Source organism: Pseudomonas sp. Sample_20, assembly GCF_004307585.1.
Classification (GTDB): domain Bacteria; phylum Pseudomonadota; class Gammaproteobacteria; order Pseudomonadales; family Pseudomonadaceae; genus Aquipseudomonas; species Aquipseudomonas atacamensis.
Map to the genome: position 1 here is coordinate 79625 of NZ_RCOA01000036.1, position 23371 is coordinate 102995.

22 protein-coding genes, 1 tRNA gene and 1 pseudogene are annotated in these 23371 nt (G+C 57.8%); 6 read left to right on the forward strand and 18 right to left on the reverse strand.

Annotation, left to right across the window (positions count from 1 at the left end; all coding sequences use genetic code 11):
- Positions 1–213: 213 nt before the first annotated feature.
- Positions 214–2109 carry an amidohydrolase gene (locus D8U70_RS09400; protein ID WP_232245519.1) on the forward strand — a complete coding sequence of 632 codons (1896 nt, stop codon included), beginning with the start codon at positions 214–216 and terminating at the stop codon, positions 2107–2109.
- A gap of 46 nt (positions 2110–2155) precedes the next feature.
- On the opposite strand, the pseudogene D8U70_RS27955 reads toward D8U70_RS09400, so the two are convergent.
- Both D8U70_RS27955 and D8U70_RS09405 read right to left on the reverse strand, forming a co-directional pair.
- A pseudogene (locus D8U70_RS27955) lies at positions 2156–2296 on the reverse strand (cysteine hydrolase); the annotation flags it as partial.
- 45 nt (positions 2297–2341) lie between these two features.
- Positions 2342–3343 carry a zinc-dependent alcohol dehydrogenase family protein gene (locus tag D8U70_RS09405; protein WP_130928704.1) on the reverse strand — a complete coding sequence of 334 codons (1002 nt, stop codon included), beginning with the start codon at positions 3341–3343 and terminating at the stop codon, positions 2342–2344.
- 108 nt (positions 3344–3451) lie between these two features.
- Here D8U70_RS09405 and D8U70_RS09410 point away from each other — a divergent pair, with 108 nt between their 5' ends.
- Complete coding sequence (locus tag D8U70_RS09410; protein WP_130928705.1) at positions 3452–4333, forward strand: LysR family transcriptional regulator; 882 nt, start codon at positions 3452–3454, stop codon at positions 4331–4333.
- A gap of 153 nt (positions 4334–4486) precedes the next feature.
- On the opposite strand, the gene D8U70_RS09415 is transcribed toward D8U70_RS09410, so the two are convergent.
- The 5 genes from D8U70_RS09415 to D8U70_RS09435 all read right to left on the reverse strand — a co-directional run bounded on the left by D8U70_RS09415 (position 4487) and on the right by D8U70_RS09435 (position 9807).
- Positions 4487–5917: an amidohydrolase family protein gene (locus D8U70_RS09415; protein WP_130928706.1), complete on the reverse strand. Its 1431-nt coding sequence runs from the start codon at positions 5915–5917 to the stop codon at positions 4487–4489.
- 40 nt (positions 5918–5957) lie between these two features.
- Complete coding sequence (locus D8U70_RS09420; RefSeq protein ID WP_177433956.1) at positions 5958–6686, reverse strand: ABC transporter permease; 729 nt, start codon at positions 6684–6686, stop codon at positions 5958–5960.
- Positions 6687–6780: 94 nt separating this feature from the next.
- Positions 6781–7623, reverse strand: coding sequence for an ABC transporter ATP-binding protein (locus D8U70_RS09425; RefSeq protein WP_073476287.1), 843 nt, complete (start codon positions 7621–7623; stop codon positions 6781–6783).
- Positions 7624–7683: 60 nt separating this feature from the next.
- Positions 7684–8709: an aromatic ring-hydroxylating dioxygenase subunit alpha gene (locus tag D8U70_RS09430; protein WP_041480351.1), complete on the reverse strand. Its 1026-nt coding sequence runs from the start codon at positions 8707–8709 to the stop codon at positions 7684–7686.
- 75 nt (positions 8710–8784) lie between these two features.
- Positions 8785–9807: an ABC transporter substrate-binding protein gene (locus D8U70_RS09435; RefSeq protein WP_130928707.1), complete on the reverse strand. Its 1023-nt coding sequence runs from the start codon at positions 9805–9807 to the stop codon at positions 8785–8787.
- 667 nt (positions 9808–10474) lie between these two features.
- On the opposite strand from D8U70_RS09435, the gene D8U70_RS09440 reads away from it, so the two are divergent.
- Positions 10475–11296, forward strand: a complete 822-nt coding sequence (locus tag D8U70_RS09440; RefSeq protein WP_122706208.1) for an outer membrane protein OmpK — start codon at positions 10475–10477, stop codon at positions 11294–11296.
- Positions 11297–11376: 80 nt separating this feature from the next.
- Here the strand turns inward: D8U70_RS09440 and D8U70_RS09445 are convergent, their stop codons facing one another.
- The 9 genes from D8U70_RS09445 to D8U70_RS09485 all read right to left on the reverse strand — a co-directional run bounded on the left by D8U70_RS09445 (position 11377) and on the right by D8U70_RS09485 (position 18083).
- On the reverse strand, positions 11377–12006 hold the full coding sequence (locus D8U70_RS09445) for an isochorismatase family cysteine hydrolase (RefSeq protein WP_130928708.1): 630 nt from the start codon (positions 12004–12006) through the stop codon (positions 11377–11379).
- A 74-nt stretch (positions 12007–12080) separates the two neighbouring features.
- Positions 12081–12737, reverse strand: a complete 657-nt coding sequence (locus D8U70_RS09450) for a DsbA family oxidoreductase (RefSeq protein WP_073476297.1) — start codon at positions 12735–12737, stop codon at positions 12081–12083.
- Positions 12734–12949, reverse strand: coding sequence for a 4-oxalocrotonate tautomerase family protein (locus D8U70_RS09455; protein ID WP_016774741.1), 216 nt, complete (start codon positions 12947–12949; stop codon positions 12734–12736). The genes D8U70_RS09450 and D8U70_RS09455 overlap by 4 nt, the downstream gene beginning before the upstream one ends.
- A gap of 203 nt (positions 12950–13152) precedes the next feature.
- A complete protein-coding gene (locus tag D8U70_RS09460; protein ID WP_130928709.1) occupies positions 13153–13620 on the reverse strand; it encodes a hypothetical protein in 468 nt (155 codons plus the stop codon).
- Positions 13621–13872: 252 nt separating this feature from the next.
- Positions 13873–14664 (reverse strand): putative DNA-binding domain-containing protein, encoded by a 792-nt coding sequence (locus tag D8U70_RS09465; RefSeq protein ID WP_130928710.1) that lies wholly within the window; start codon positions 14662–14664, stop codon positions 13873–13875.
- Positions 14657–15541 (reverse strand): DUF692 domain-containing protein, encoded by an 885-nt coding sequence (locus D8U70_RS09470; protein WP_130928711.1) that lies wholly within the window; start codon positions 15539–15541, stop codon positions 14657–14659. Before D8U70_RS09470 ends, D8U70_RS09465 begins: the two co-directional genes overlap by 8 nt.
- Positions 15542–15652: 111 nt before the next feature.
- Positions 15653–16072 (reverse strand): organic hydroperoxide resistance protein, encoded by a 420-nt coding sequence (locus D8U70_RS09475; RefSeq protein ID WP_073476308.1) that lies wholly within the window; start codon positions 16070–16072, stop codon positions 15653–15655.
- 59 nt (positions 16073–16131) lie between these two features.
- On the reverse strand, positions 16132–16647 hold the full coding sequence (locus D8U70_RS09480; RefSeq protein ID WP_130928791.1) for a DoxX family protein: 516 nt from the start codon (positions 16645–16647) through the stop codon (positions 16132–16134).
- Between the two features lie 374 nt (positions 16648–17021).
- Positions 17022–18083 (reverse strand): SDR family oxidoreductase, encoded by a 1062-nt coding sequence (locus D8U70_RS09485; protein ID WP_130928712.1) that lies wholly within the window; start codon positions 18081–18083, stop codon positions 17022–17024.
- A gap of 104 nt (positions 18084–18187) precedes the next feature.
- Here D8U70_RS09485 and D8U70_RS09490 point away from each other — a divergent pair, with 104 nt between their 5' ends.
- From D8U70_RS09490 to D8U70_RS09500, 3 genes are all read left to right on the forward strand, one after another.
- The gene (locus D8U70_RS09490; RefSeq protein ID WP_130928713.1) at positions 18188–18826 is read left to right on the forward strand and encodes a dTMP kinase; all 639 of its coding nucleotides are present in this window, start codon (positions 18188–18190) and stop codon (positions 18824–18826) included.
- 142 nt (positions 18827–18968) lie between these two features.
- Positions 18969–19043, forward strand: a tRNA-Lys gene (locus tag D8U70_RS09495).
- 25 nt (positions 19044–19068) lie between these two features.
- Positions 19069–21390, forward strand: coding sequence for a hypothetical protein (locus tag D8U70_RS09500; protein ID WP_130928714.1), 2322 nt, complete (start codon positions 19069–19071; stop codon positions 21388–21390).
- 939 nt (positions 21391–22329) lie between these two features.
- Here D8U70_RS09500 and D8U70_RS09505 read toward each other — a convergent pair.
- Both D8U70_RS09505 and D8U70_RS09510 read right to left on the reverse strand, forming a co-directional pair.
- On the reverse strand, positions 22330–22632 hold the full coding sequence (locus D8U70_RS09505) for a hypothetical protein (RefSeq protein WP_130928715.1): 303 nt from the start codon (positions 22630–22632) through the stop codon (positions 22330–22332).
- Positions 22633–22647: 15 nt separating this feature from the next.
- Entirely contained in the window at positions 22648–22962 is a 315-nt protein-coding gene (locus D8U70_RS09510) for a hypothetical protein (RefSeq protein WP_130928716.1), read from the reverse strand.
- Between the last annotated feature and the right edge of the window lie 409 nt (positions 22963–23371).

The following is a 23371-nucleotide window of genomic DNA, read 5'->3' on the forward strand; positions in this document are numbered from 1 at the left end:
GGATGTATGCAGTTTAAAAGTCCAGTCAGACGTGAGTAACCGGTTCGCAAGGTTCGCTATTCCCTGAAGGCCCTGGAAACGGGCTTTATATCTGTGAGGCCTCTACCTATGACATCGCGCCGAAAACTTCTCCAGGCCGCCTCCACCTTAGCGTTAGGGGGTGTCTTTGGACGCAGCGCTTTTTCCGAAACTCTAAGTAGGGAAGGGCCGAATATGACCGATTCCATTCCGGACATCATTTTCCACAATGGCGAGATCACTACACTGGATCGCGCCAACCCAGTCGCCCACGCCGTTGCAATCAAAGACGGCAAGTTTCTGGCTGTAGGGTCAGACCAGGAAGTCCTGGCGCTGGCTGGCTCAGCCACAAAAGTTGTCGACCTCAAGCGCCGTTGTGTGCTCCCTGGCTTAGTCGATAACCATACCCACATGGTCCGCGGCGGCCTTAACTACAATCTGGAATTGCGCTGGGACGGTGTGCGTTCACTGGCTGACGCCATGGACATGCTCAAGCGCCAAGTGGCTAACACACCAGCACCGCAGTGGGTTCGCGTGGTAGGTGGCTTCACTGAACACCAGTTCGCTGAAAAGCGTTTGCCAACCATAGCCGAGATCAATGCGATCGCGCCCGATACACCTGTATTTCTTCTGCATCTCTATGACCGGGCCTTGCTCAATGGTGCGGCCTTGCGCGCGGTCGGCTACACCCGAGATACCCCCGAGCCACCAGGCGGGAAAATTTACCGCGATGCCAATGGTGCGCCTACGGGCCTGCTGTTGGCCACGCCCAACGCGACGATCCTTTACGCCACGTTGGCCAAGGGACCGAAGTTGCCCTTCGACTATCAGGTCAACTCCACTCGCCATTTCATGCGCGAGCTCAATCGCTTGGGTGTGACAGGGGTTATTGATGCGGGCGGCGGTTTCCAAAACTATCCCGACGATTACGCAGTGATCCAGAAGTTGGACAACGATGGGCAAATGACGGTCAGGTTGGCTTACAACCTGTTCACTCAGAAACCCAAGGAAGAGAAGGAGGATTTCCTCAAGTGGACCTCCAGCGTTAAGTACAAGCAAGGAAACGACTACTTCCGTCACAACGGCGCGGGCGAAATGTTGGTGTTTTCCGCTGCCGACTTCGAAGATTTTCGCCAGCCGCGACCGGACCTGCAGCCCGAGATGGAGGGAGAACTGGAGGAAGTTGTGCGCATCCTCGCAGAGAACCGATGGCCGTGGCGGTTGCATGCCACCTACGACGAAACCATTACCCGAGCGCTGGATGTATTTGAGAAGGTCAACGAGGACATCCCCCTCGCTGGCATCAATTGGTTCTTTGATCATGCCGAAACCATCTCGGACAAATCAATCGACCGTATCGCCGCGCTCGGCGGTGGCATCGCTGTACAACATCGTATGGCTTATCAGGGGGAGTACTTCGTCGAGCGCTACGGCGCCCGTGCGGCGCAAGCGACCCCGCCCGTAGCGCGCATACTGGAAAAAGGGGTGAAAGTGTCTGCAGGCACCGATGCCACCCGGGTTGCCTCCTACAACCCCTGGGTTTCGCTATCCTGGATGGTAACCGGTAAAACGGTGGGCGGTCTGAATCTGTACCCTCAACGAAACCTGCTTGATCGCGAAGCGGCGTTGCGGATGTGGACAGAGAATGTCGCCTGGTTTTCTAACGAAGAGGGCAAACGTGGTCGCATCCAGACCGGTCACTTTGCTGACCTGATTGTGCCAAGTAAGGACTACTTCTCTGTGCCTGAAGAGGAGATTTCATTTCTTACCGCCGATATGACCGTGGTTGGCGGGCGCGTGGTTTACGGGGCCGGCCAATTCGCCAGGTTTGACGACAACCCGCTACCGCCCGCCATGCCTGACTGGTCGCCGACGCGTACCTTTAAAGGTTATGGCGCCTGGGGAGACCCAGACGGAGCAGGCAGAAACTCGCTGGCTCCGCTGCGCGCCCAAGTCGCGGCCTCGTGCGGCTGCGCAAGCTTTTGCGGCCTGCACGGTCACGATCATGCCGGTGCATGGGGATCCAATGCTCCAGTATCGGACCCTCGAAGTTTTTTTGGTGCCTTGGGCTGCTCCTGTTGGGCCGTGTAAAAATGGGCCGGTGATCGATCAGCTATCCTATGAGGGTCATCGGCCATTACTCCTGCACTGCCAGCGCCTCAATCAATTCTTGGGTGGTCACGATTGAATGAGCGAAGGTCGGCCCGTTCAACTCGTGGGGTGCTACGTGTTTGACGCTTTTGGCTGGGAGAATGGCGGCGAGGACGTTGCGGACCATTGCGCACGCTTTTGGCCGAGTGCGCTCTAAAGAGATTACAAGGAACTATGCAGCCACAAACTCGATCACCGTCTTGCCCTTGCCGCGGCCTTCGGCGACTTGGCGAAATGCCTCGTTGACGTCTTGCGGCGCAAAGTGCTGTTGGTCCACGCGGATCGTCAGTTGACCCGCATTGGCCAGCGCAGCGGCCTCGCGCAGGATAGCGCCGTGATGTTCGCGTCCTTTGCCGGTGAGCAGTGGCGCCAGGGTGAAGACGCCCGAGTACGTGGCACTTTTGAACGATAACGGTGCCAGGCTGTGCTGGCCCCAGCCCAGGCAGCTCAGCACGTGCCCGGTATAGGCTTTCACGGCTTGGAATGATGCATCCAGCGTGCTGCCGCCGACGGTGTCGTAGACAATGTCGAACCCTTCGCCGGCGGTGTAGTGCTCGACATAATCCTCAACGCTCTGTGCCTGATAGTCGATCGCTGTAGCCCCCAGCGAGCGTATGAAGTCGAGACTGCCCGCCGAACCGGTGGCGTAGACATCGGCACCGCGAGCCTTGGCCAGTTGCACAGCCACTTGGCCGACCCCACCCGCGCCGCCATGAATCAGGACACGCTGACCAGAGCGGACATTGGCGTGATCGACCAGACCTTCCCACGCGGTGATGAATACCAAAGGCAATGCAGCCGCCTCACGCATGCTGAGGGAGTGTGGCTTGACCGCGATCAGGCGGGCATCCACGGCAATGTACTCGGCCATGGTGCCTTGGGCACCGCCGATCCCGCCGGGCATGCCGAAGACTTCCTGGCCCTGGGTGAACCCGTCGACCGCTTCGCCTACTTCGACCACCGTACCGGCAAGATCAAGGCCGAGCACGGCCGGCAGCGTTTGGCGGGCGTGAGCCCCTGCGCCGGCGGCAATTTTGGTATCGAGCGGATTGACCCCTGCGGCGTGAACCTTGACCAGTACTTGCCCCTTACCGGCAACAGGGCGGTCGATGTGACGGATGGCCAGAGGGGATTGAGCGGATTCGGCGATGGCGGCAAGCATGGAATTTTTCATGACGGGAACCTGTGTTGGGATGGACGCTTACAGATTGCCGCGCTTTAATCATTCCGATAAGAAACCCAATTTGCATATGACTTATTCCGCAAAGAGAACCAATCGTCGATGGATCTGTTCGACAGCATGCATGTCTTTGTCCGCGTCGTGGAGCGCGGGTCTTTCTCGGCGGTCGCCCGTGAACTGAACATTGGGCAGCCGGCGGTAAGTAAACAAGTGCGCGCGCTGGAGCAGTATCTGGGTGGCCCATTGTTCGCACGCAGCACTCGGCACCTGGCCCTGACCGACCAAGGTCAACGCTTCTACGACCACTGCCAGGAAATTCTTGGCCACGTCGAAACTGCCACGCGAAGCTTCACCAGTGGCCAGGAGCAGATTGCCGGCCCTTTACGAGTCGCCGCCCCGGTCAGTTATGGAAGGTTATGCATCGCACCGCTCATAGGGATTTTCCTGCAACGCCATCCTGACGTGCGGATCGACCTGCGGCTGAGTGACCACAATGAAGACCTGCTCAAGGAAAACATCGATCTGGCTATCCGCATTGGCGTAGTGAAGAGCGAGGGATTGGTGGCACTGCCACTGGGCAATAGCCCACGGCGTGTCTATGCGGCGCCCGGTTATCTGGATCTACACGGCGTGCCACGTGAGCCCAGCGAACTGTCAGGTCACAACTGCATCGGCTTCACGTTGCTGGAGCATTACGACCGTTGGCACTTTACGCACTTCGGCCAGGCGTTCGATGTAGGTATCCAGGGCAACGTCACCAGCAACAGCAGCGAGGCCATCCGCGAAATGGTGCTCTCCGGCCTGGGTATTTCCCTCTCACCGCAATGGCTGTTCACAGCTGACGTCGAGCAGGGCAGGGTGAATACCGTACTCGACAACTATCAGACCAGCGCGCTGCCTGTCAGCGCCGTACTCAGCCGCGAGCGACGACGTTCAGCGCGGACGATGGCGTTCATCGATTTTCTACGCGAGCAATTGTTGTAGCAGCGCCTTGTGATACGCCGTCCGCTGCTTTCTTCTCCGGGACCCTAAAACTGTCTGATGACAGTCCCAAGTCGATTACTGCCGTATTTTTCCATCTACCAGACATTTGATGCGGCCGAGTATTGGCACGGCAGCACGTGCCGGGAGATCAGCTCATGAGCGTACGCCTGCGGCCTGCTGCAACCGCCGCACCGCGTCCCGGGCCTGGGCGCCGAGTTCGGCCAGGTCGAAGTCAGGCAACTGGTCATCGTGTACGGTCAACCGGCCACCGACCAGCAAGGCGCGCAAGGTCGGGCGTCCTCCGCCCACCACCGGCCCGATCGCCGGGTCATGCAGGCCGAAGTATCGCGGCTGGTCCAGGCGGTAGATCGCCAGGTCGGCCGCCATGCCCACTTGCACCCTGCCCACGGCGTCCAGCCCCAGTACCCGAGCCCCGCCAGACGTACCCCAGCGCACCACGTCTTCCACCGTGGCCGCGCTGGCACCGCCTTCCTCGTCACCGCCGGCATAACGCGGGCGGGCCTGTTCGCCAAGTCTGGCCCGTTGCATCAGCCAGGCGGCGTGGGTTTCGCTGATCATGTCGCAGGCCTCGTTGGAGGCAGCGCCATCCACGCCAATCGACACCGGCATTCCCGCAGCCTCCATGGCCACCACATCGGCAATGCCACTGCCCAGGCGGCCATTGCTTTGCGGGCAATGGGCAATGCCCGTACCGCTGGCCCCGAGCATGCGGATTTCCTCGGCATCGAGTTTCACCAAATGCGCGAACCACACGTCCGGGCCGAGCCACTCGTGCTCGGCACAGAACGCCACTGGCGACATGCCGTGGCGTTGCTGCACCTCATTTTGATATTCGACGGTTTCGCTCAGATGGCTGTGCAGGCGAATGCCCAGTCGCCGTGCGACCCGGGCGGTTTCGCGCAGGTGTTCGGCAGGCATAGAGTAGGGCGGGCTGGTGGGCGCCATCACCACCCGCCGCCAGGCATCGGCGGCCGGGTCGTGGTAGCGCCGCACCAGACGCTCGACGTCGTCCAGGTATTGCTCCAGGGTCTCCGGCCCGGCCACGGACTTGCCTTCGGCTTGCCGTGCTTGCGTGGCGCCGCCACGGCAGAGGACAAACCGTAGCCCCAGCCGTTCGGCTTCCTCGAACAGCACCTCGGCACTGTCGAAGTCCATGCCCGGCAAGTACAGGTAATGATGGTCTGCGACGGTGGCGCAGCCGGATCGTGCCAATTCGACCAGGCCAATGCGCGCGGCGAGGCGAAAGCTTTGCTCGTCAAACGCGCCGCGATAGCGATAGGGCACGGCACCCAGCCAGGCTCCCAGACTCTGGTCGATACCAGCGGGAATGCCTTTGAGCAGCGACTGAAACAGGTGATGGTGGGTATTGACCCACGCCGGGTAGACCACGCAATCGGTGGCATCCAGCACTCGCTCGCCGGGCTGGGGTTGCAGGGTGCCGATGGCGCTGATGCGGCCGTCGACGATACGGATATCAGGCCCGGCGTGGCGCGCCGCCGCACCGGACAAGCCGGTGAGGATGGCGCTGGCGTTACGTACCAGCCAGCTATTTTGAATCTTCATGTGAGGCTCCATACGCCGCGCCTGCGGCGGATTCAAAGGGTCAGCCGAGTTCGCTTTCGTGCCAGTTGCGCAGGCTCAACCGGGCCAGCACGGCCATCAGGCTGAATAACGCGACACCGGTCAAGGCGATCAGCAGCAGAGCAGCGAACAGCCTTGGAATATTCAGTTGAAAGCCGGCCTGGAGGATCTGATACGCCAGCCCTGCACCGGTGCCCCCGGTGCCGGCAACGAACTCCGCCACCACCGCGCCGATCAACGCCAGCCCGCTGGCAATGCGCAGCCCGGCAAAAAAACACGGCAGGGCGCTGGGAATGCGCAGGCGCAACAGCACCTGCCAGCGGCTGGCGCGGTTCAGGCGGAACAGATTGAGCAGGCCGGGGTTGACGCTGCGCAGTCCGAGTACGGTGTTGGCGATGATCGGGAAAATCGCCACCAGGGTCGCGCAAATAATCAACGCCAGCGTGGTGTTGCTGCACCAGATGATGATCAGCGGTGCCACGGCCACCACCGGCGTCACCTGCAACAGGATGGCGTAGGGAAACAGGCTGGCTTCCAGCACGCGGCTCTGCACAAACACAAAGGCCGCCAGGGTGCCGATAAGCACCGCCAGGGCAAACGAGAAAAAAGTGATCTTCAAGGTCATCCACAACGCACCGAACAGCATCGGGCCATCGCTGACAAGGGTGCGGCCGATATCGACCGGGGAAGGCACCAGATACACCGGCACCTTCCAGGCCACGCATGCCAGTTGCCACAGACCCAGCAACACCGCGCCGAGCAGCAGCGGCGAGACGATGCGCAACACCGTGGGGTGACGTAACCAGGGAGTAAAGGACGAGTTCATGATCGGGCTCTCAGTGAAGTCAGCAAGAATCGCCATTGGCCTCGGCCAGCAGCCGGGACAGGCGTGCGCACTGCGCGATAAAGGCCGGGGAGGTGCGGTAGGCCTCGTCTCGTTCCAACGGGCCGTCGATTTCGATGTCGGCGATTACTCGGCCCGGGCGCGCACCCATCACCACCACCCGCGATGACAGGTAGACGGCCTCGAAAATGCTGTGAGTGACGAACACCACGGTCAGGTCGCGGCTAGCCCACAGCTGACGCAGGTCGCTGTCGAGCTTGTTGCGGGTGAACTCATCCAGGGCGCCGAAGGGCTCGTCCATCAGCAGCAGATTGGGCTCGGTGGCCAAGGCCCGGGCGATGGACGCGCGCATTTGCATGCCGCCGGACAGTTCCCGCGGGTACACCTGGCTGAAGCGGTCCAAGCCGACAAGGGCAAGGGCGGCGTCGACTTTTGGCTGGCTATGGGCTTTGGGCACATTGGCCAGATCCAGCGGCAGGCGCACGTTGTCGCTGACCTTCGCCCAAGGCATCAGGGTCGCCTCCTGGAACACCATCGCCAGGCTTTGCCCTTGGGTCGGGCTGGCCGGGCTGTCCTTGCCCCACCAACGCACGTGGCCTGCGGAGGGTTTTTCGAGGCCGGCAAACATTTTCAGCAGAGTGCTCTTGCCGCAGCCCGAAGGGCCAAGCAATGAAACGAACTCGCCGCGCTGAATGGCCAGCTTCACCCGGCTCAAGGCCTGGGTGCCATTGCTGTAGGTTTTTTCCACCTGATTGGCGAACAGCGGTGTTTGCACGCCGACGCTGTCGGCCCGGGGCAACGCTTGTGGCAGGGCGTTGGCCCCAGTTATGGTTTGCATCAACATAGCGCTCTCCCCTTGGGTCATGAGCGTCCGGTAAAGCCCCGGCACACCGGGGCGCTGACTTCAATGGCTGAGGAACACTTCACTTTCACCGTGAGCTTCGAGCAGGCCCAGCAGTTGCCGACGAATCACCAGGCCAGGCTTGTCAGACGGCATGTGCAGTTCCACTCGCCGGCGAGTATCGACACAGGCGTCGTAATCGGTGGCTTCGAGGATGTCGCGGTCTTCGGCGGTGATCGCTGCGTCCCAGTCGATCAGTTCCTGGGTCGAGCATTGCTCTTCGCTGTCATTGCGGTACAGCCACTGGACCAGCATCAGTCGCCCGTCTTCCATGGGTGTCGCGCAGTTGTAGATGATGTGGTGGATGCCGCTGTCCGGGTACATGCAGCCAAAGCGCCGGGAGAAGGGCAGGTAATAGCGGTTGATCAAATGGCGCTGGGTGATCGGCTCGCGGGTCCCGGTGATGCGATAGCTTTCCTCAGGATTGCGGATCGGCACCCGAGTCTCCGCCTCGAAGCCGTAGTCGGTTTCGCGAAACTCGTAGCCGGCCGGCGCGGGCTGGTCGAAAAGGCCGAAGTTGGCTTTGTGGACGAAGGAAAAATGCGAGTTGTCAAAGGAGTTTTCCATGACCCGCAGCGGGCTGGTTTTCCACTCTTCATAAAACTGGAAGATGCGCCGGTAGCCCGGGGCGCCATCCTCGGGAAACTCAGGGATTGGTTGCAGAGGATCGTCGAGGGCAACCCAGGCGTAGCCGTATTTTTCCTGGCAGTGAAAGGCCTGGACCGAGGCGCCCGGCGGAATCATGCCAGCGGGGTTTTGCGGGATCTTCACGCAGGTGCCGGTGCAGTCGTATTCCCAGCCGTGATAGCCGCAGGCGATGTTGCCGTCCTCGCTGACAAAACCTTTCGAGAGCTTGGCGGTGCGGTGGCAGCAACGGTCGCGCATGGCCACCGGGGTGCCGTCGGGGCGCTTCCACAGCACCAGCGCCTCACCGAGTAAAGTGAAGGGCTGCGGGCCGGCATCCAGCGAGGTCATGGGCAGCAGGGCATACCAGAAGCGGCGCAATACAGGTTGTTTGGTGACCAACATAACAAGTGTCCTCACGGTATTCGTTCAGCCGGCTCTTGGGCTCGGGCTCTGGGTTCAGCAGTCTCGCAATCAGGCTCAGCGGCTGGCGGACTGTTCGGCGCCAGGCAGTACCTTCAAGTCCTCGACGAAGCGCGTGGTGTAGGCCTTCTGCCAAGGCGCATCGGCACCGAGCAGGCCGGCTTCGACCATGAAATTGCGCGTGGCCTGCCAGCGCGCATCGCTCATCACGCCGATGCCTTGGGTGGCGGCATCACCGCCGGTGACCAGGCGGTATTGCTTGAGCGTCGACAAGCCCCAGGCGAGCAATTCATCGCTCATGTTCGGGTTGTCGGCCTTGATCAGGCGGTTGGCGCTCGGGTTGTCGAGGTAGCGCTTCCAGCCCTCCATCGAGGCGCGAACAAAGCGCTGGACTCGCTCAGGATGCTGATCGATCACATCCTGGCGAGTCGCCAGCGTCGAGCCGTACGGCGGGTAACCAGCGTCGGCGAACAGGAAGAAGTTGGCTTTCTCCCCGGCCTTCAACGCCTGGAACAACTCGGAGCTGGCATAGGCCTGCTGCGTGGTGTTGGCGTTCGCGAGGAAGGGTTGCAGGTTGAAGGTGTAGGGGCGGGCCTGGCTGTCCTTGAGCTGGTATTTTTCCTTGAGCCACGGCCACCACGTTTGCTGGCCTGAGGTGGACACCAGCACCTGTTTGTTCTGCAAAGCATCCAGGCCGCTCACATCGGCATGGGTCAGCAGACCCTGAGGATCACCTTGAAAGGGTGCGGCCACGGCCACCACCGGCAGGCCTTGCTCCACACTCTTGAGAATCTGCAAGTCGTAGTTGACGATGAAATCGGCCTGCTTGTTGAGCAGCAGCTGCATGCCATTGACCTGCGGGCCACCCATGCGGATGGTCACGTCCAGGCCTTCTTTTTCATACAGTCCATCCGCCAGGGCCTGGTAGAAACCGCCCTGTTCAGCTTGGGCATACCAGGAAGTAAGCAGCACCACCTTGTCATTGGCCAAAGCCAGTGGAGACGCGATCAGGGCGGCGGGCACAAGCGCCGTGGCCAGTAGCGAGCGAAGCGGTTGACCCAAGGCAAAGCGAATTTTCATGATGTGTTCTCCACAACGATTCGAAAACCGCCGCGCGCCAATCGGCACGCCAGCGAGGGACCGATTGGAGAGAACAAGGGGAGGAGAGAGGGCGTATATGCGTAGTTACACGGCTGACACTTCTCTCTTGCCCGGGGCGCTGGCGCCGCGTTCAAGCATCCAATCGGACGTACGCCCACAGGGAGGGGCGCAAGAGCAATGCCCGGTGCCATTGCTGGCACTGACCGCTTCTACTCGAAAGTGGTAATAGCCAAAAGTGTGCCAAGCCGTCGCAGGCCCGCCCTCATGGGATCCGGCGGGCGAGGCAATCAGCAGGAGGTGGGCAGGCGATTCGCAACGGTGCGAATTCAAGTGGGCGCGCCTCAATCTGGTGCGCAACCGATGGCTGCAAAGTATTCAGTTTTACGTAGAGATTGTGCTGAATGAAGGTTGAAGATTGTATTCGCTCAGTTGGCACAACCCCTGCTTAGTCCGGAATCGAGTAGAAGCGGTCAGCACAGAGGGCTCTCAACAGAACCCGAGGTGCAGGGCATTGCTCTGGCGGCATTACGCCGCGCACCCGGCAAGGGTCGCCCCTCGTTAACTTGAGGGCCAGAGCAGCTGCTTGATCCGCAGCTCGGGCATGCCTTGCCGGTGATATCCGCCAATCACCTGACAAGGGCAGCCCATGACAGCATCGCGTATTCCATTACTTGCACCTTCACTGCTGCGTCGCAGCCTGGCGCCGCTGTTAGCTCTGGCCAGCGCCGGCGCCGAAGCTGGCCCTCTGTTGTGGAACGACAACAGCTTGAGCTACCTCTACGGCCAGCATTTCAAAGTCGACGGCACTGGCGACGATACTCAGCAAACGCTCAGCTTCGAACACGCCAGCGGCTGGACGTGGGGCGATATCTTCATGTTCGTCGACAACAAATGGTCCAGTGGACTCTCGGGTGCCGACGGCCATTCCTACTACGGTGAATTCTCCCCACGGCTGTCGCTGGGCAAAATCACTGACCGCTCCCTGAGCTATGGCATCGTCAAGGACGTCCTCATCGCCGCCACCTACGAGCGCGGTGAGAACCGCAATCGCAAATACCTGCTGGGTCCCGCTGTCGACCTCGTGCTTCCAGGCTTCGATCGCTTTTCCCTGAATACCTACTACCGCAAACCCGACGGCATCACCGGTAAGGCCTCAGGTCAATGGCAGATCAACCCGACCTGGTCCATGACCCTCCCGGTGGGTCGCTCCGACATTCTTTTCGACGGTTATCTGGAGTGGTACGTCAACGACGTCGGCAACAAAGGCACCTCCAACTATGTGGCCAGGAGCTTTCACTTCAACCCACAAGTCAAATACGACGTGGGCAAGGCGCTGGGGCAACAGCAAAAACGTTTTTATGCGGGACTTGAGTGGGATTACTGGTCGAATAAATACGGGATTGAAGACACAAGCGGATTCCCTACCGACCAGAACGCGTTGAGTCTCTTGCTCAAGGTGCATTTCTGACGGGGCCGATCGCCCATTGCAGAAAGCGGCCTTGACGCACCACCTCGGCAAACTGGCGAAATCGGTGAGGTTCATCGCCGCTACCCCTGCGCTGCCAGCGCCTCAATCAATTCCTGGGTGGTGACGATTGAATGAGCGAAAGTCGGCCCGTTCAACTCATGGGCGGCGTACATCATTTCTGGACGGAAAGCGGCGGTCGCATCGCGCACCAGCGTGACGTGGTAGCCCAATTCCGAGGCGTAGCGGGCGGTCGCTTCGATGCAGGTGTTGGCGAGCAGGCCGACGATGATCACGTGAGTGATGCCTTTCTGCTTCAGGCGAAAATCAAGGTCGGTATTGGCAAAGCCGCTGGAGCCCCAATGTTCCTGCACGACAATGTCGCCGTCCTTCGGCGCGAAATCGGGATGCCATTCGCCGCCCCACTCACCGCGTGCGAAGTGGTGCATGTGCATGATTTTGCATTGGGTCGGTGTTGGATGGTCCCAGCCTTTGTAGTCGCCATGTTCCCAGCGGTGGTGCGGCACGATGACCACCTGAATGTTCTGCGCCCGTACGGCGCGATCAAGGGCCCGCAGGTTGTCAAGCAGCCCGACCTGTTCGGCAATCGGCTTGATCAAGGGGAAGACCTTGCCGTTGTCCGAAAGAAAATCGTTGTACGGATCGACCAGCAGATATGCGGTCCGGTTCAGCGGATAAGAGCCGTTCGACATGACGATGTACTCCACGCAAGTTGAGTGACCGATGCCGTGGGCTCGCCCGGGCATCGTGCTGGTAAATCGCTTTGTCAGGCTACGGCGGACTCTCGTGCCACTTGCCTGAGGATTTGTTCGTATTCCTTGACGGATAGCGATCCGGACACCAACTGACGACCGTTCAGTACCAAGGCCGGGACCGAATTAATCCCGCGCTCAAGGTAAAAACCTTCAAGTTCACGGACCTCGAGAGCGAACGCCTCGCTAGTCAAAATCTCGCGGGCGCGGGTGGTTGAAAGTCCCGCTTCACCGGCCAGACGCACCAGTGTTTCGTGGTCGCTGGGGTTCTCGCCATTGGTGAAATAAGCCTCGATCAGGATTTTCTTCAGCGCGACCTGGCGGCCTTCCTGCACGGCCCAGAGCAGAAGGCGATGGGCATCGAAGGTGTTGTAGAAATGGCTGCGCTTGTCCAGGTCGAACTGAAAACCGATGGCTTTGCCGCGCGCGACGATCATTTCATTGCGCGAGGCGACTTCTTCGGCGCTGCGCCCGTATTTGCGCATCATGTGCTTGATGGCGTGCTCGCCCTCGGCCGGCATGTCCGGGTTCAGTTCGAAGGGCTTGAAGGTCAGTTCCACGGCAACCTCGTCGGCAACATTGGCGATGGCTTGTTCCAGCGCTGTGGCGCCGAGTGCGCACCAGGGGCACACGACATCCGACACAAAGTCGATACTGACGGGGAAAGTCATTTCTTCGACTCCGTCAGTTGTTGGCGGTACTCGGTGGTGGTAATTCCGGCATAGCCCCAGTTGTCGGTGTCGACCTCTTCAATAACGATATGGGTGAGGTGCGGGTCCTTGTTGAGGACGGTTTGCATGGTTTTGGTGATCTCGGCGATGACTTGGGATTTCTGTTCTTTGGTAACGCCGTCGCGAGTGATACGAACGCTGATGAAAGGCATGGGATAAGTCTCCAGTTGGCGCCCCATCGACATGATGAGGGGAGCAGTGGGATGGACTTTAGAGTGTTGCGTTCAGGGGATAAATCAGGGGCGGAGAACATCACTTATAACGCGGTGTAATCAATACAACGGGGCGCTTTGCAGAAGGTAATCGCCCTCCCTGGCTGCAGGCGCGGGGAGGGCGAATGCTACGGCGGGAGGAATCAGTTCTGCGCTTTGCTCATGCGGGTAAATAGCTCGGTTGGGACTTTCTTGCCGTTGGAAATGTACTGGTTGGTTCTGAACTTGTAGACCTCACCTTCCGAAAGGAAACCATCGTGGTTGGTGTCCATCGCTTTGAATTCTTCACCGCCCTGAGGTGCCACAGTCAGCAGTTCTTTAAGAGAGACGAGGCCATCATGGTTGGTATCTGTGCGAGCGAAAGAGTCGTCGCCACATTTGCCTTCACCGCACTTGCCTTCGGCAGTAGCGGACTTGTCGCTGGCTTCGCTGGCCCCGCATTTGCCTTCGCCACACTTGCCTTCGCCGGTTTTATCTGCCGATGCCAGTTGGTAGCCTTGGGGCAATGGCTCAACAGCAAAAGCGGCAGACGATGCCAGGCTCATGCCGCCGGCTAAAGCAATTGCGGCCAGGCCAAGACTGGTTTTGTTCGACATTGGTTTACGGTACATAGTGCTTCTCCAGATGCTTTGCGCGGCGAGGCCGCGGTTCATGCCACAGGGCGGATAGACCCTCAAGGAAGCTCGAGGCGAAAGGCGCAAGCGTCTTCCACTTCGATACAGCGTCCTTGTTCGGGCAGGCCTATTTAGCGGGAGTCATGTATCGGCGATGTATCGGCGAGAGGAGCATTTGTAAGCCAATCCCAACACTTAGCGTTTGGGTACATAGAGATACAAAAACCGACCTCAGCCTTTGCGCGTCAGTCAGGACAACAGCTTTAAAACGGGTGTCGCTGCTACCCCGACGACAGCTTGCTCATGCAGCTTGCGCAGCAGAACCAGTGCTTCAGCAACGAAGCCGGTCACGTCTGATGCACCAGCCTCCGCAGCCAAAGCGTGCAACTGCGCTCGACCATCCATGTCAGGGAACTGCTCGATCCGCTGCAACAAACGGAAGGCGAGAGGGCTGACCTGGGAGAATTGCACTTGGCCACTCGGCACACGGCTGATCAGCAGCAACGTCGGTTGTTCTGGCGGTTCAGAAGGCAGGTAGCCTGGCCCAAGACGATGTACGGCCCAGGTGTAAGCCAGCGGCCAGACGAGCGGGGAAAGCCTGAGGGGACGATCGAGTAAATGCGCCGCATCACTGGGCTTTAAAGGCGCAGCGTCCAACTGTTGCAGCGCCATTTCCACCCATTCGTAATGAGCCAATTCAGGCAAGAACGGGTACCAGGGGTGTTCGTGACCGGGCGAGTCTTCCAGGCTCGCTACGAAGTCTACAAACTCACGAGCAATTTCTCCGAAGCGTGGCGTTTGCGCGCGGTAATCACGCAAAAAACGTCGTACCAGTGCACGCCAACCGTCATCACCCAGCACGGCAACCAGCACCGGAAACGTCCCGCCCAGCAACCCCAACAGATTGTTCAACACCAGGTTGAGATAGACCTGTGCTCTCTCGGGATTCATCTGCGCAGGCGGCGCATAACTGTCCGGGTCACGCAGGTACCGGGTCAGTGCGAGCTGCTGACTGTGCAGGCTTGAAGGGGAGTCAGCCATCGACGGTCACCCGCACCAAAGCACTGGCGTCGCGTTGCAAGCGCCTGATGGTGTTCAGCTCAGCCACCAGTTCGTCGTAGGACGGAAAGTTGAAATCGCGCTCCAGCAGGGTTGGCTTTACGCCGAAAAGGTCATAAGCCTGTCCCAGCAATGACCAGACTACCGGTTTGACCGAAGCACCATGGGTGTCGATGATCAGGTCATCAGCTTCGTCGTAATGGCCAGCCACATGCATGGTGACTACGCGTTCTGGTTCCAGGCCGGCGAGGAAAACCGCTGGATCGAAGCGGTGGTTCACTGAGTTGACGTACACATTGTTAACGTCGAGCAACAGGTCGCAATCGGCCTCGCGGAGCACTGCATTGGTAAAAGTGAGTTCGTCCATGTCCTGATAAGCAGCGGCGTAGTAAGAGACGTTTTCTACAGCAAGACGACGACCGAGAATGTCCTGTGCACGGCGGATGCGCGCCGCAACGTGATGAACGGCCTCCTCAGTGAATGGCAACGGCAGCAGATCGTATAAATGGCCATCGTCACTGCAGTAACTCAGGTGTTCGCTATAGAACGGCACGTTGAAACGATCGAGAAACCCGCGGACTTGCTCAAGAAAAGACTCGTCCAGCGGCGCACTGCCACCCAGCGAAAGTGACAGGCCATGGCATGACAGCGGATAGCGTTCAGCTAGCAACTGCAGGGCCGCTCCATGAGCGCCGCCGATACCGATCCAATTCTCTGGAGCAACCTCCAGAAAATCGAAATCACCGACTGGAGCGTCACGAAGCGTGTTGAGCAGCGCACGGCGCAACCCGAGCCCTACATTCGCTTCAAGGGTGAGCGGTGGATCTAAATGCGTTGGTGATGAAGTGTTCGTTTGCATGAGCTCAATACTCCGATTCGACGTCTGAAACCCCCGATCCACAGCACCTCCACGGTCACCGTTGGCAGCCGAGGGTGTGAATCGGGCGATTGAAACCCGCCACGGTTCTGCTCAAACGAGGTTGATAACCACGTTGATGTTGTTCCGCGTCGCTTTGGAGTACGGGCATGTCTGGTGTGCGGTGTCGATCAGCTCTTGAGCGACGTTGCGATCCAGCCCGGGAAGGAAGACGTTGAGGCGAGCCTGGAGGAAATACGCACCATCGGTTGTGCCTAGATCGACTTCGGCGTCGACCGCAAGGTCAACCGGGAGGGTGACTTTCAGCTTGCTCGCCGCTAGTCCCATTGCACCGATAAAACAGGCCGACCAACCCGCGGCGAACAACTGCTCTGGGTTGGTACCGGCGCCAGAGGTGCCAGGCGACGACAGCTTTATATCCAGTCGGCCATCGTCACTGAGCGCGGTGCCATTGCGTCCACCCGAAGAGGTATGGACTTTGCCGGTGTACAGCACTTTATCAATATGGGTCATGTTGAAACTCCTGATTACTAGTGGGGTTGAGAGCGATAACCTTGGTGACGCGATAGCACTCAGCGCGCATTCAAACGCTTTAGATACCGACCGAAGAATGTATCCAGGCTTAGCTTGCCGGCGCCTGTGAACACCAGGGGCAGAAGGGCTACGAGGTAGATCAAAGGAAGTTTGAAATTGCCGTAGCCTTTGTTGCTGATGGAGTAGCCCATAGCCAGTTCACTCAACGTTGACCACTCTGCTGGCCAGTGAACTGCGGCAGTTGCCACGACGGTGACCACTATGAGGATCAGTGCCGAAAGACGTGTTCCCAGGCCTACAAGCAAAGCAATGGAACAGAGCAGTTCTGCCCACATGGATAACTGCCAATTGAACGTAGCCGGCAGATGATTGAAGGGAAAAGGAAAGGCCCCTTGAATGCTCGGGAACCAGTTCTCACCGTTCCACTTTTCCCATCCCGCTTCAAAAAACTCCCAGGCCAGAAAAACGCGCAGGCTCAAAGGGGCGATCCAGTCTCCAGCGCGATCAAGGTTAAGTTGCAGCCGACTCAAGACCGATAACGCGTTTGATTGCATGGGTTTAATCCTCCGACTTGTCGTCAAGAAAGTGGAAGCCATTCAGGTGCTCCTGACAGCTGTCAGGCACAGGAGCACTGCGCTGGCCGTGAGCGCAGTTCATCGTGCTGGTGTATCTCGCTTGTGTCTGAGGGGGGGGGAAGATCAATGTTGTGTAACGTGTTTGCGTCCGTACACACTTGGATACAGAGCGATACCTGTCGAAGGCGCTATTTTGGAGTTGGGATATACGATCGGCTGCGTTCTGCCGGTGACTGGCGGGAGGATTTCGCAGGGCGAATGAACGTCGCAGATGAGGGGAGGGGCGAGGGCGTGGAAAGTACTGTTGAATGAGGGGGGCACGCCAGGTGCCCACCTTATCTGTCTGGAACCGCCTAAGGGATCAAGCGCATCTCCCGCAGCCTGTCGAACACGTCAAAAAATGCCTGATCACTCGCTTGGTAGGCAGTGAAGCCCATCAGGCGGCTTTTCGACATATCCGTGACCACTTCGATGGGCCGGCCAAGGTCGGCATCGGTATGCCATGGGGAAATCAGACGTCCAATGTCGGACTCTTTCAAACCGTGCTCGGCGACTATCTTCGTCCATACGGCTTGATCGTCCGCCATCTGCTTCTCTAGAGGCGAGGGTGACGCAGGATAGTCAGCAGCAGGCAGGTCGAAGTATTCGGCAATTCGGCTCCACATCCATTTCCAGCGGAATACATCGCCATTGGTGATATTGAATGCCTGATTTGCCGCAGCCGGCGTGGTGGCCGCCCACAGTTGCTGTTTCGCCAACTGCCGCGCATCGGTCATGTCGGTGAGGCTGTCCCACTGCACCCTGGATCCGGGAAACACAAACGGGCGATTGGTGTGTTTGCAAATCGAGGCATAGACGGCGAGGGTGGTTGCCATGTTCATCGCATTGCCCACGGCCACGCCGGTGACGGTATGCGGGCGATGAACGCTCCAGGTGAAGCCGTCCTTTTCAGCTGCGGCGAAGAGTTCGTCTTCCTGGGCGTAATAGAAATTCTCGACATCCAGACGACCCTGTTCTTCGCGAAACGGCGTCTGTGGCAGGCTGCCCTTACCATAGGCTTCGAAAGGGCCGAGATAGTGTTTCAGGCCGGTAACCAGTGCTACGTGTTTGACGCTTTTCGCTGGGCGAATGGCGGCGAGGACGTTGCGCACCATGGCGGCATTGACGCGAATGTTCTCCGCTTCCGTGGCTTGCCGCGACCACGTGGTAATGAACACATGAGTGGGTTTCACATCCCTCAGCGCCTGTTCCAGAGAAGCAGGATCCTGAAGGTCTGCCGCTACAGGGATCACGCCGTGCGCTTGCGATGGATGTCTCGATAGCGCGGCGACTTGCCACTGGTCGTCGATGAGTAACTGGGTGATGGCGCTGCCGACAATGCCGCTGGCGCCCACGACTAGAGCTGTCTGGGTCATAGGTTTCTCCTGGATTTGAGTTTGGGAGTCCGTCTGAGCAACAGAGGTTCAACCTGAAAATCCGTTAGAGTGCGCGCTACTCCCCGTTAAAGCCTGTGAGAAAAATGACTCGTCCGCTGTTTGTCGCTCTGGATGGCCCCAAAGGCGTCGGCAAAACCTCGCTGTTGGAGGCCATCACTGAAGTCCTGAGGGCAAACAACCAGAAAGTCATCCGATTGTGCGAGAAAAAAAGCGACCCGTTCAGGGGCGGGACAATGCATCTGGTGAATCGACTCGTCCGACATCCCGACCGGAATCTGGAGCTGGAAGTTTGCCAACGCCTGGCTGATAGCCGCCGCTGGATTTCCCAGCACGTGCTGACCAAACAACCCACCGACAGCATCATCCTGATTGATCGCTGGTACCCGTCCGATGCGGCGTTTCGCCGGATAGTCCCTTTCGCTGAAATCCTGCAATTGAACATTGACCGCAACGTACAGGTGCCGGACCTGCATGTTGGGGTGGTGACGACGGCGGAGATTTCGTGGGAGAGGGCAGGTTCACGCCGGCGTGGCTTGAGCAGTACTGTGCTTCGCGGTCTGGAGGAGCATGTCGCTTGTACTGAGGCGTTTGAGGTGGCCGCTGCCGATCAGGGTTGGTTTTTGTGTCGGAATGAGGGAACGATCGAGGAGGCGACGGGGCGGGTGGTAGGGGAGATTAATCGGGTGATTAGACGCCTCCATGTCCTAAGTATCCGTCCGTGATGCTGGGAGGAGCGGACTTGAGTGAACCCTATGGGTCATCGCCGACTGAGCATATAAGTTCAAGGGATACATCCAGGTTCACAACCGGCAATGTTTTCAACCTTCACAATCGTTCAGCGCTGGTGGACAATCCGCGCTCTGTTCCGGGGTAGTTCAGCGGTAGAACACTCGGCTCTTAACCGGGTGGGCGCTGGTTCGAATCCAGCCCCCGGACCCACAACATCACAGGCACGGACGGACTCATGCCCAAGAAAGATAGGAAATCGAATGCAAATGCCGGCATAGGTGCCGGCTATGCAGCCTTTCAACTGTCTCGGGCACTCGCTGCGTCGGGCCTCGACGATAACGGACAGACGAGCAAGCGCATCGAGCGCTGGCGCAATGTAATCGAGCACATATTGCAGGGATCCGCGTCGTATGGCTCACGAACGCCATTCGCGGATGTGCCTGAGTGGGTCACGCTGGAAATCGTCACGGGAGGTTTCGCCACTGGGCAGTTCATGGCCGGCGGTGCACTGACCGAGTACGAGCGACAGCTGGCTGCTTCGATTCCAGGTATCCGTCCCGGTTTCGAGCGACTCGATCTCAACACTTGGCACCTTACGGAGGAGGGGATTGAGGTACTGCAAACGAAGCTGGCGAGCGGGGATTATCGAATCGAGGTGCCCGAAGAAGCTGCACTGCTGACGGTGGCCTGGTTGCTGGGGCAGCAACGTACAGAGAGCGCATGGGATCTGGTTGAAGCGATAGCGCCTTTCTTTGAACAGCTGCGATTCTTTCCGATGGCTTCTGACGGTTTGCCGCTTTCAGCAGGGCAAGTGCAGGTTTTTACTGTCGGTAATGTCAGGGCCCTACTTTCAAATCGCCCGGCACAGGCGCGCGTGGCAGTGCAGAAGCATGTCGTTGAAACTCGTTTACCACTTTACGATTCGGCGGTGTCGCTGTTCCTTTTAACGTATCAGGATGATTGGCCTTGTCGCCGATACCCCGAGGGCTGGTTTGAGCAGGCGAATATTCTGAAGCGGCAGTTCGATGCTGCTTGCCCCAGCGCTTCAGGTGCAGCTGAAAGCTCAAGGGATCGGGCAGGGGAGTTGTTTGCACTGCTGGGGAGTTGCGCGAGCGATGCGGCGTCGCTTACGGGACGGCAAGTCGGACGAATTCGCAGGATCGTCGACGATTTCGTACGCAAGCATGGTCATCCCGAATCCGAATCTCATCAAAAGCTCAGAGAGTCTCAACGCAGTCATGTGTCCGCACCCGGTCACCATCTATTTGCTAAAGCGGTTGCCGCACGTCTGAGCAGGTATCCCGGTTCGGACGGAGTTTCCTACTTTTCATCTCTGCTGCAACCCGTTACCTGCGAAGAAGCGACCGCATATTCGCTGTTAACAGGTAGCGGCATTCCTCCTGGTATTCGTCGACGCGTCGAGCGGTGTCGAAAGGGCACAATTGCCGAGTTGATCGATAAGGGATTGATTACATCCGGGGATACCGTGGCGCGGGTGCTGCCAGCGATTACGGCTGAGATCTGCAGCGCAGGATTTCGCGATACGTCGCTGCGGATGCTCTCTGTAGCGACCTATCGCGCCTTTCGACAACGCCGATCATTGTTGCTGTTGGATCTGCAAAGTCAGGTCAGGATGAATGAATTGCCGTGGGTGGCGGCTGTTGAAGACCAGCGAGAAACGGACGCGGTGGTCGCTGAAGCAGCGAAACAGTTCCTGATCGAATCCGCAGCAATGACTCTTTGCGCTTTTCCTCAAGCGATCCTGCCCAACAAACTCATTCAGGAATTTGCTGCGCTTGGTGCGATGGCCAAGCTGGATCTGCCTTTTGTTGAAGAAGTCGCCTCGGACATTTTCATGGGCGCTTTCTCGAACAAGTACATAAGAGCTGCCAGGCAGGCGGCATTTTTGACAGGTGGTACGCTATACGCCAATTACTTCGACATTGATGCAAGCCAATTGGCGATGCTTCCTGATCAACCGAAATCCAGGCGCAAAAGGTTCTCCAGGCCTGACGCTAGTTCCAGAGACGCATTGGCCAGATTGTGCTCCCAGCGGGCTGATGAGGGCCTGGGTACATGGCGACCGGCGACTAACGGGAAAATCATCGAGCAACAACAGATCCTGACGACGCAAAACCTTGCGCTCTTATTTGGTGAGCTTGGGTTGAAAGCGCTGTTGCAGGATCGCTTGGCTTCGATGGCCGAGGAATGCTTCAGATGGATATGCGTACGCCAGCAGATGAAGTTGCGGTTTTATCACTCCAGCCTGGTGGTGATCAAAAATACGGCTTATGCCTGGCGGCAAATGGTCTTTTATCTAGCGATGCTCGATGAGGCAGAAATGCGTTTCGCGATTGAACGTATCGAAGCTCATTTCGCGATTCAGCCTAGTGCATTTCGTGAAAGGTTTCTGCCGGCGATTAGAGGATTGCGAGTAGCGGCTTCTGGCGCACTGTTGACCGAGGCACGCCAAGCAAGCGAAGGTGCTCAGGTTTTTATCGGATGGACTACCGAGAGACATTGGTTGTTGAAGCAGCAAACGAACGGCGTTGCTTAGACTGAGAGGTTGGGAGTGGTGGATCTGATATCTAAAGCCTGAGCCATTCACATACATGATTTAACATAATATACATTACACGTAACAAAGTATTGCAAAGTTAGCGTGGTCGCCCAGGAGATTTGAATCTGCGTTGGCCGCTTCAAAACCAGCTTTCCCTACAACCTGCAAGAACGCCGAAGTAAATTCGTACCCTAAACTGGAAGTAACCCGGTTTATTAGTCGGTATCTGCTATGACTCTGATCTTGCTTCTCAGAAAAGACCATCTTTGAATAAGACTTTTCGGTAGAACAAAAAAAAGAATTTGTCTAGGTTGCCATGAGCATACATTCATTTCTCTTTTCCCCGAGTCGCTGATTTCGGGCGCGCTCAGACTTGTAAGTCTCGCTATGCTTAGACGGTAACGCTGGAATATCAAACCGATACCGGAATGTGAAGCCTTTTTATCGGATTCCAAGCTACAGTTTAATGTAACCACAAGCAGTCCACCTCAGCTCATTTTCCGATGAGAGGCAGAGTTGCTAGCTTGGAAGTGTTTTAGGTGTTATTGCAATGCGGAAACAAAACGTTGTTACGGCAACATATAGTCTTGTGTGCTACCAAAGTATTCCCGTCCTTCAGGTTCTAGATCATTCATTTCAGGGGACAGACCTAGAGCCTTACAGGACTTACAGTCCGTGCTATTGCCCGTTCAGGGTCTACACCTCTGGTTTTCTTTAACCTTTCATTGTGAAAAAAAACGTGCTGCCGCGATGCTCGCTACGCAGTTGTAATGCCCCCCCGTCAGATGTGCCGTAACATTATCCCGCACTGAATCTAAAGTTGCGGATGCTGATTGTCACTCGATACTCTCCCGTTAAGTTTTTTTGGGGGGGGGCAGTGATATATAGCTCAACTAAATGCGTCTTTAGTTGAGTAGAAACTTGGCTGATCCTTTTCTATTTCTCTTCTTCTTGCACACTGGCCTCCACTAGCCTGTCGTGAAGCTCTTTTATTTCCGTATTGGCGCCTTGTTCACGTGGCTGGTCAAAATACCCAGGCTTTAACAGGTTTATAACGTCGCGAGCAGAAAAGTCGTTCTTTTTGGCTAACCGGTCAAGCGCACCCAGGAATTTAAGTTTCTTGGCCACCTCTTTCTCTAGAAGCAGAGAACTCGCGCAGCGGTATTCAGCTGAAATCCTTCTATCTGCTTCGAAAAGCACACCCATTTTTTGGTTGTCTGAGGTGAGATATTTAGCCATACGCTTACCCTTCCGTCAGCTCTTCACGTAGCCAGCGTGGTCGGTTGCTCCTTGGTCAACTTGGATTTCGGCGATGCTGAAGATATGCCGCAATTGATAGATTGTCTCGCAGCTGAACGATTTCTGGTCGATGTCGCCTCTCAGCATCAGCAGTTCCACGACCTCGTCCGCATCCGCCTGGTATGCTTGCATTAGCTTGGTCAGGTCTTCAAGAAACTGCTGATCGCGCTCGAGCCCCGCCTCCTTTTGAAGCTTGTTTATCTCGTTCTCAAGCTCGCTGATGCGCTGCTGAGCAAGACGAATTGCATCTGATCGATGAGGGGCATTCATGAGCTGGCCTCCACCTGCCGGTCTGTTGCATTTTAGCTGACTGAGTTTGACCGTTTGTCTGATCAAGAATCCGATATTTACCAAAAGTGCAAAGGTTCAGGTGCCCCCTGATCGCTCGTGATGGTGCTATGCCAAATTCGCATAGGCGTAGCCGATGGCCGGCAGGACGGTATTTCAGGTATCGCTAAGCCTCCCTTCAATATTTAGCATAAATTGACAGAGAGCACCGCTTTGCTCTGCCAAGGTGCTGAACTGATGCGGCAATTTATATGATAAATGTGCGTGCCACTTAGGGGCGGCTGTCTTAAACCGAGCCATCGGCTAGCACCGCCGTCTCGGCCCTGCGGGCTTCCATCCTCAAGCCTTCGCGCTCTGCTTGCTTGCTCATGCCCCGGTGGTAGTCAGATGA

Bases quoted from the DNA above. Each gene is read 5' to 3' on its own strand.
- D8U70_RS09400 (WP_232245519.1), top strand. From the start codon at position 214: ATGACCGATTCCATTCCGGACATCATTTTCCACAATGGCGAGATCACT.
- D8U70_RS09405 (WP_130928704.1), bottom strand. From the start codon at position 3,343: ATGAAAAATTCCATGCTTGCCGCCATCGCCGAATCCGCTCAATCCCCT.
- D8U70_RS09410 (WP_130928705.1), top strand. From the start codon at position 3,452: ATGGATCTGTTCGACAGCATGCATGTCTTTGTCCGCGTCGTGGAGCGC.
- D8U70_RS09415 (WP_130928706.1), bottom strand. From the start codon at position 5,917: ATGAAGATTCAAAATAGCTGGCTGGTACGTAACGCCAGCGCCATCCTC.
- D8U70_RS09425 (WP_073476287.1), bottom strand. From the start codon at position 7,623: ATGTTGATGCAAACCATAACTGGGGCCAACGCCCTGCCACAAGCGTTG.
- D8U70_RS09430 (WP_041480351.1), bottom strand. From the start codon at position 8,709: ATGTTGGTCACCAAACAACCTGTATTGCGCCGCTTCTGGTATGCCCTG.
- D8U70_RS09435 (WP_130928707.1), bottom strand. From the start codon at position 9,807: ATGAAAATTCGCTTTGCCTTGGGTCAACCGCTTCGCTCGCTACTGGCC.
- D8U70_RS09440 (WP_122706208.1), top strand. From the start codon at position 10,475: ATGACAGCATCGCGTATTCCATTACTTGCACCTTCACTGCTGCGTCGC.
- D8U70_RS09445 (WP_130928708.1), bottom strand. From the start codon at position 12,006: ATGTCGAACGGCTCTTATCCGCTGAACCGGACCGCATATCTGCTGGTC.
- D8U70_RS09450 (WP_073476297.1), bottom strand. From the start codon at position 12,737: ATGACTTTCCCCGTCAGTATCGACTTTGTGTCGGATGTCGTGTGCCCC.
- D8U70_RS09455 (WP_016774741.1), bottom strand. From the start codon at position 12,949: ATGCCTTTCATCAGCGTTCGTATCACTCGCGACGGCGTTACCAAAGAA.
- D8U70_RS09460 (WP_130928709.1), bottom strand. From the start codon at position 13,620: ATGTACCGTAAACCAATGTCGAACAAAACCAGTCTTGGCCTGGCCGCA.
- D8U70_RS09465 (WP_130928710.1), bottom strand. From the start codon at position 14,664: ATGGCTGACTCCCCTTCAAGCCTGCACAGTCAGCAGCTCGCACTGACC.
- D8U70_RS09470 (WP_130928711.1), bottom strand. From the start codon at position 15,541: ATGCAAACGAACACTTCATCACCAACGCATTTAGATCCACCGCTCACC.
- D8U70_RS09475 (WP_073476308.1), bottom strand. From the start codon at position 16,072: ATGACCCATATTGATAAAGTGCTGTACACCGGCAAAGTCCATACCTCT.
- D8U70_RS09480 (WP_130928791.1), bottom strand. From the start codon at position 16,647: ATGCAATCAAACGCGTTATCGGTCTTGAGTCGGCTGCAACTTAACCTT.
- D8U70_RS09485 (WP_130928712.1), bottom strand. From the start codon at position 18,083: ATGACCCAGACAGCTCTAGTCGTGGGCGCCAGCGGCATTGTCGGCAGC.
- D8U70_RS09490 (WP_130928713.1), top strand. From the start codon at position 18,188: ATGACTCGTCCGCTGTTTGTCGCTCTGGATGGCCCCAAAGGCGTCGGC.
- D8U70_RS09500 (WP_130928714.1), top strand. From the start codon at position 19,069: ATGCCCAAGAAAGATAGGAAATCGAATGCAAATGCCGGCATAGGTGCC.
- D8U70_RS09505 (WP_130928715.1), bottom strand. From the start codon at position 22,632: ATGGCTAAATATCTCACCTCAGACAACCAAAAAATGGGTGTGCTTTTC.
- D8U70_RS09510 (WP_130928716.1), bottom strand. From the start codon at position 22,962: ATGAATGCCCCTCATCGATCAGATGCAATTCGTCTTGCTCAGCAGCGC.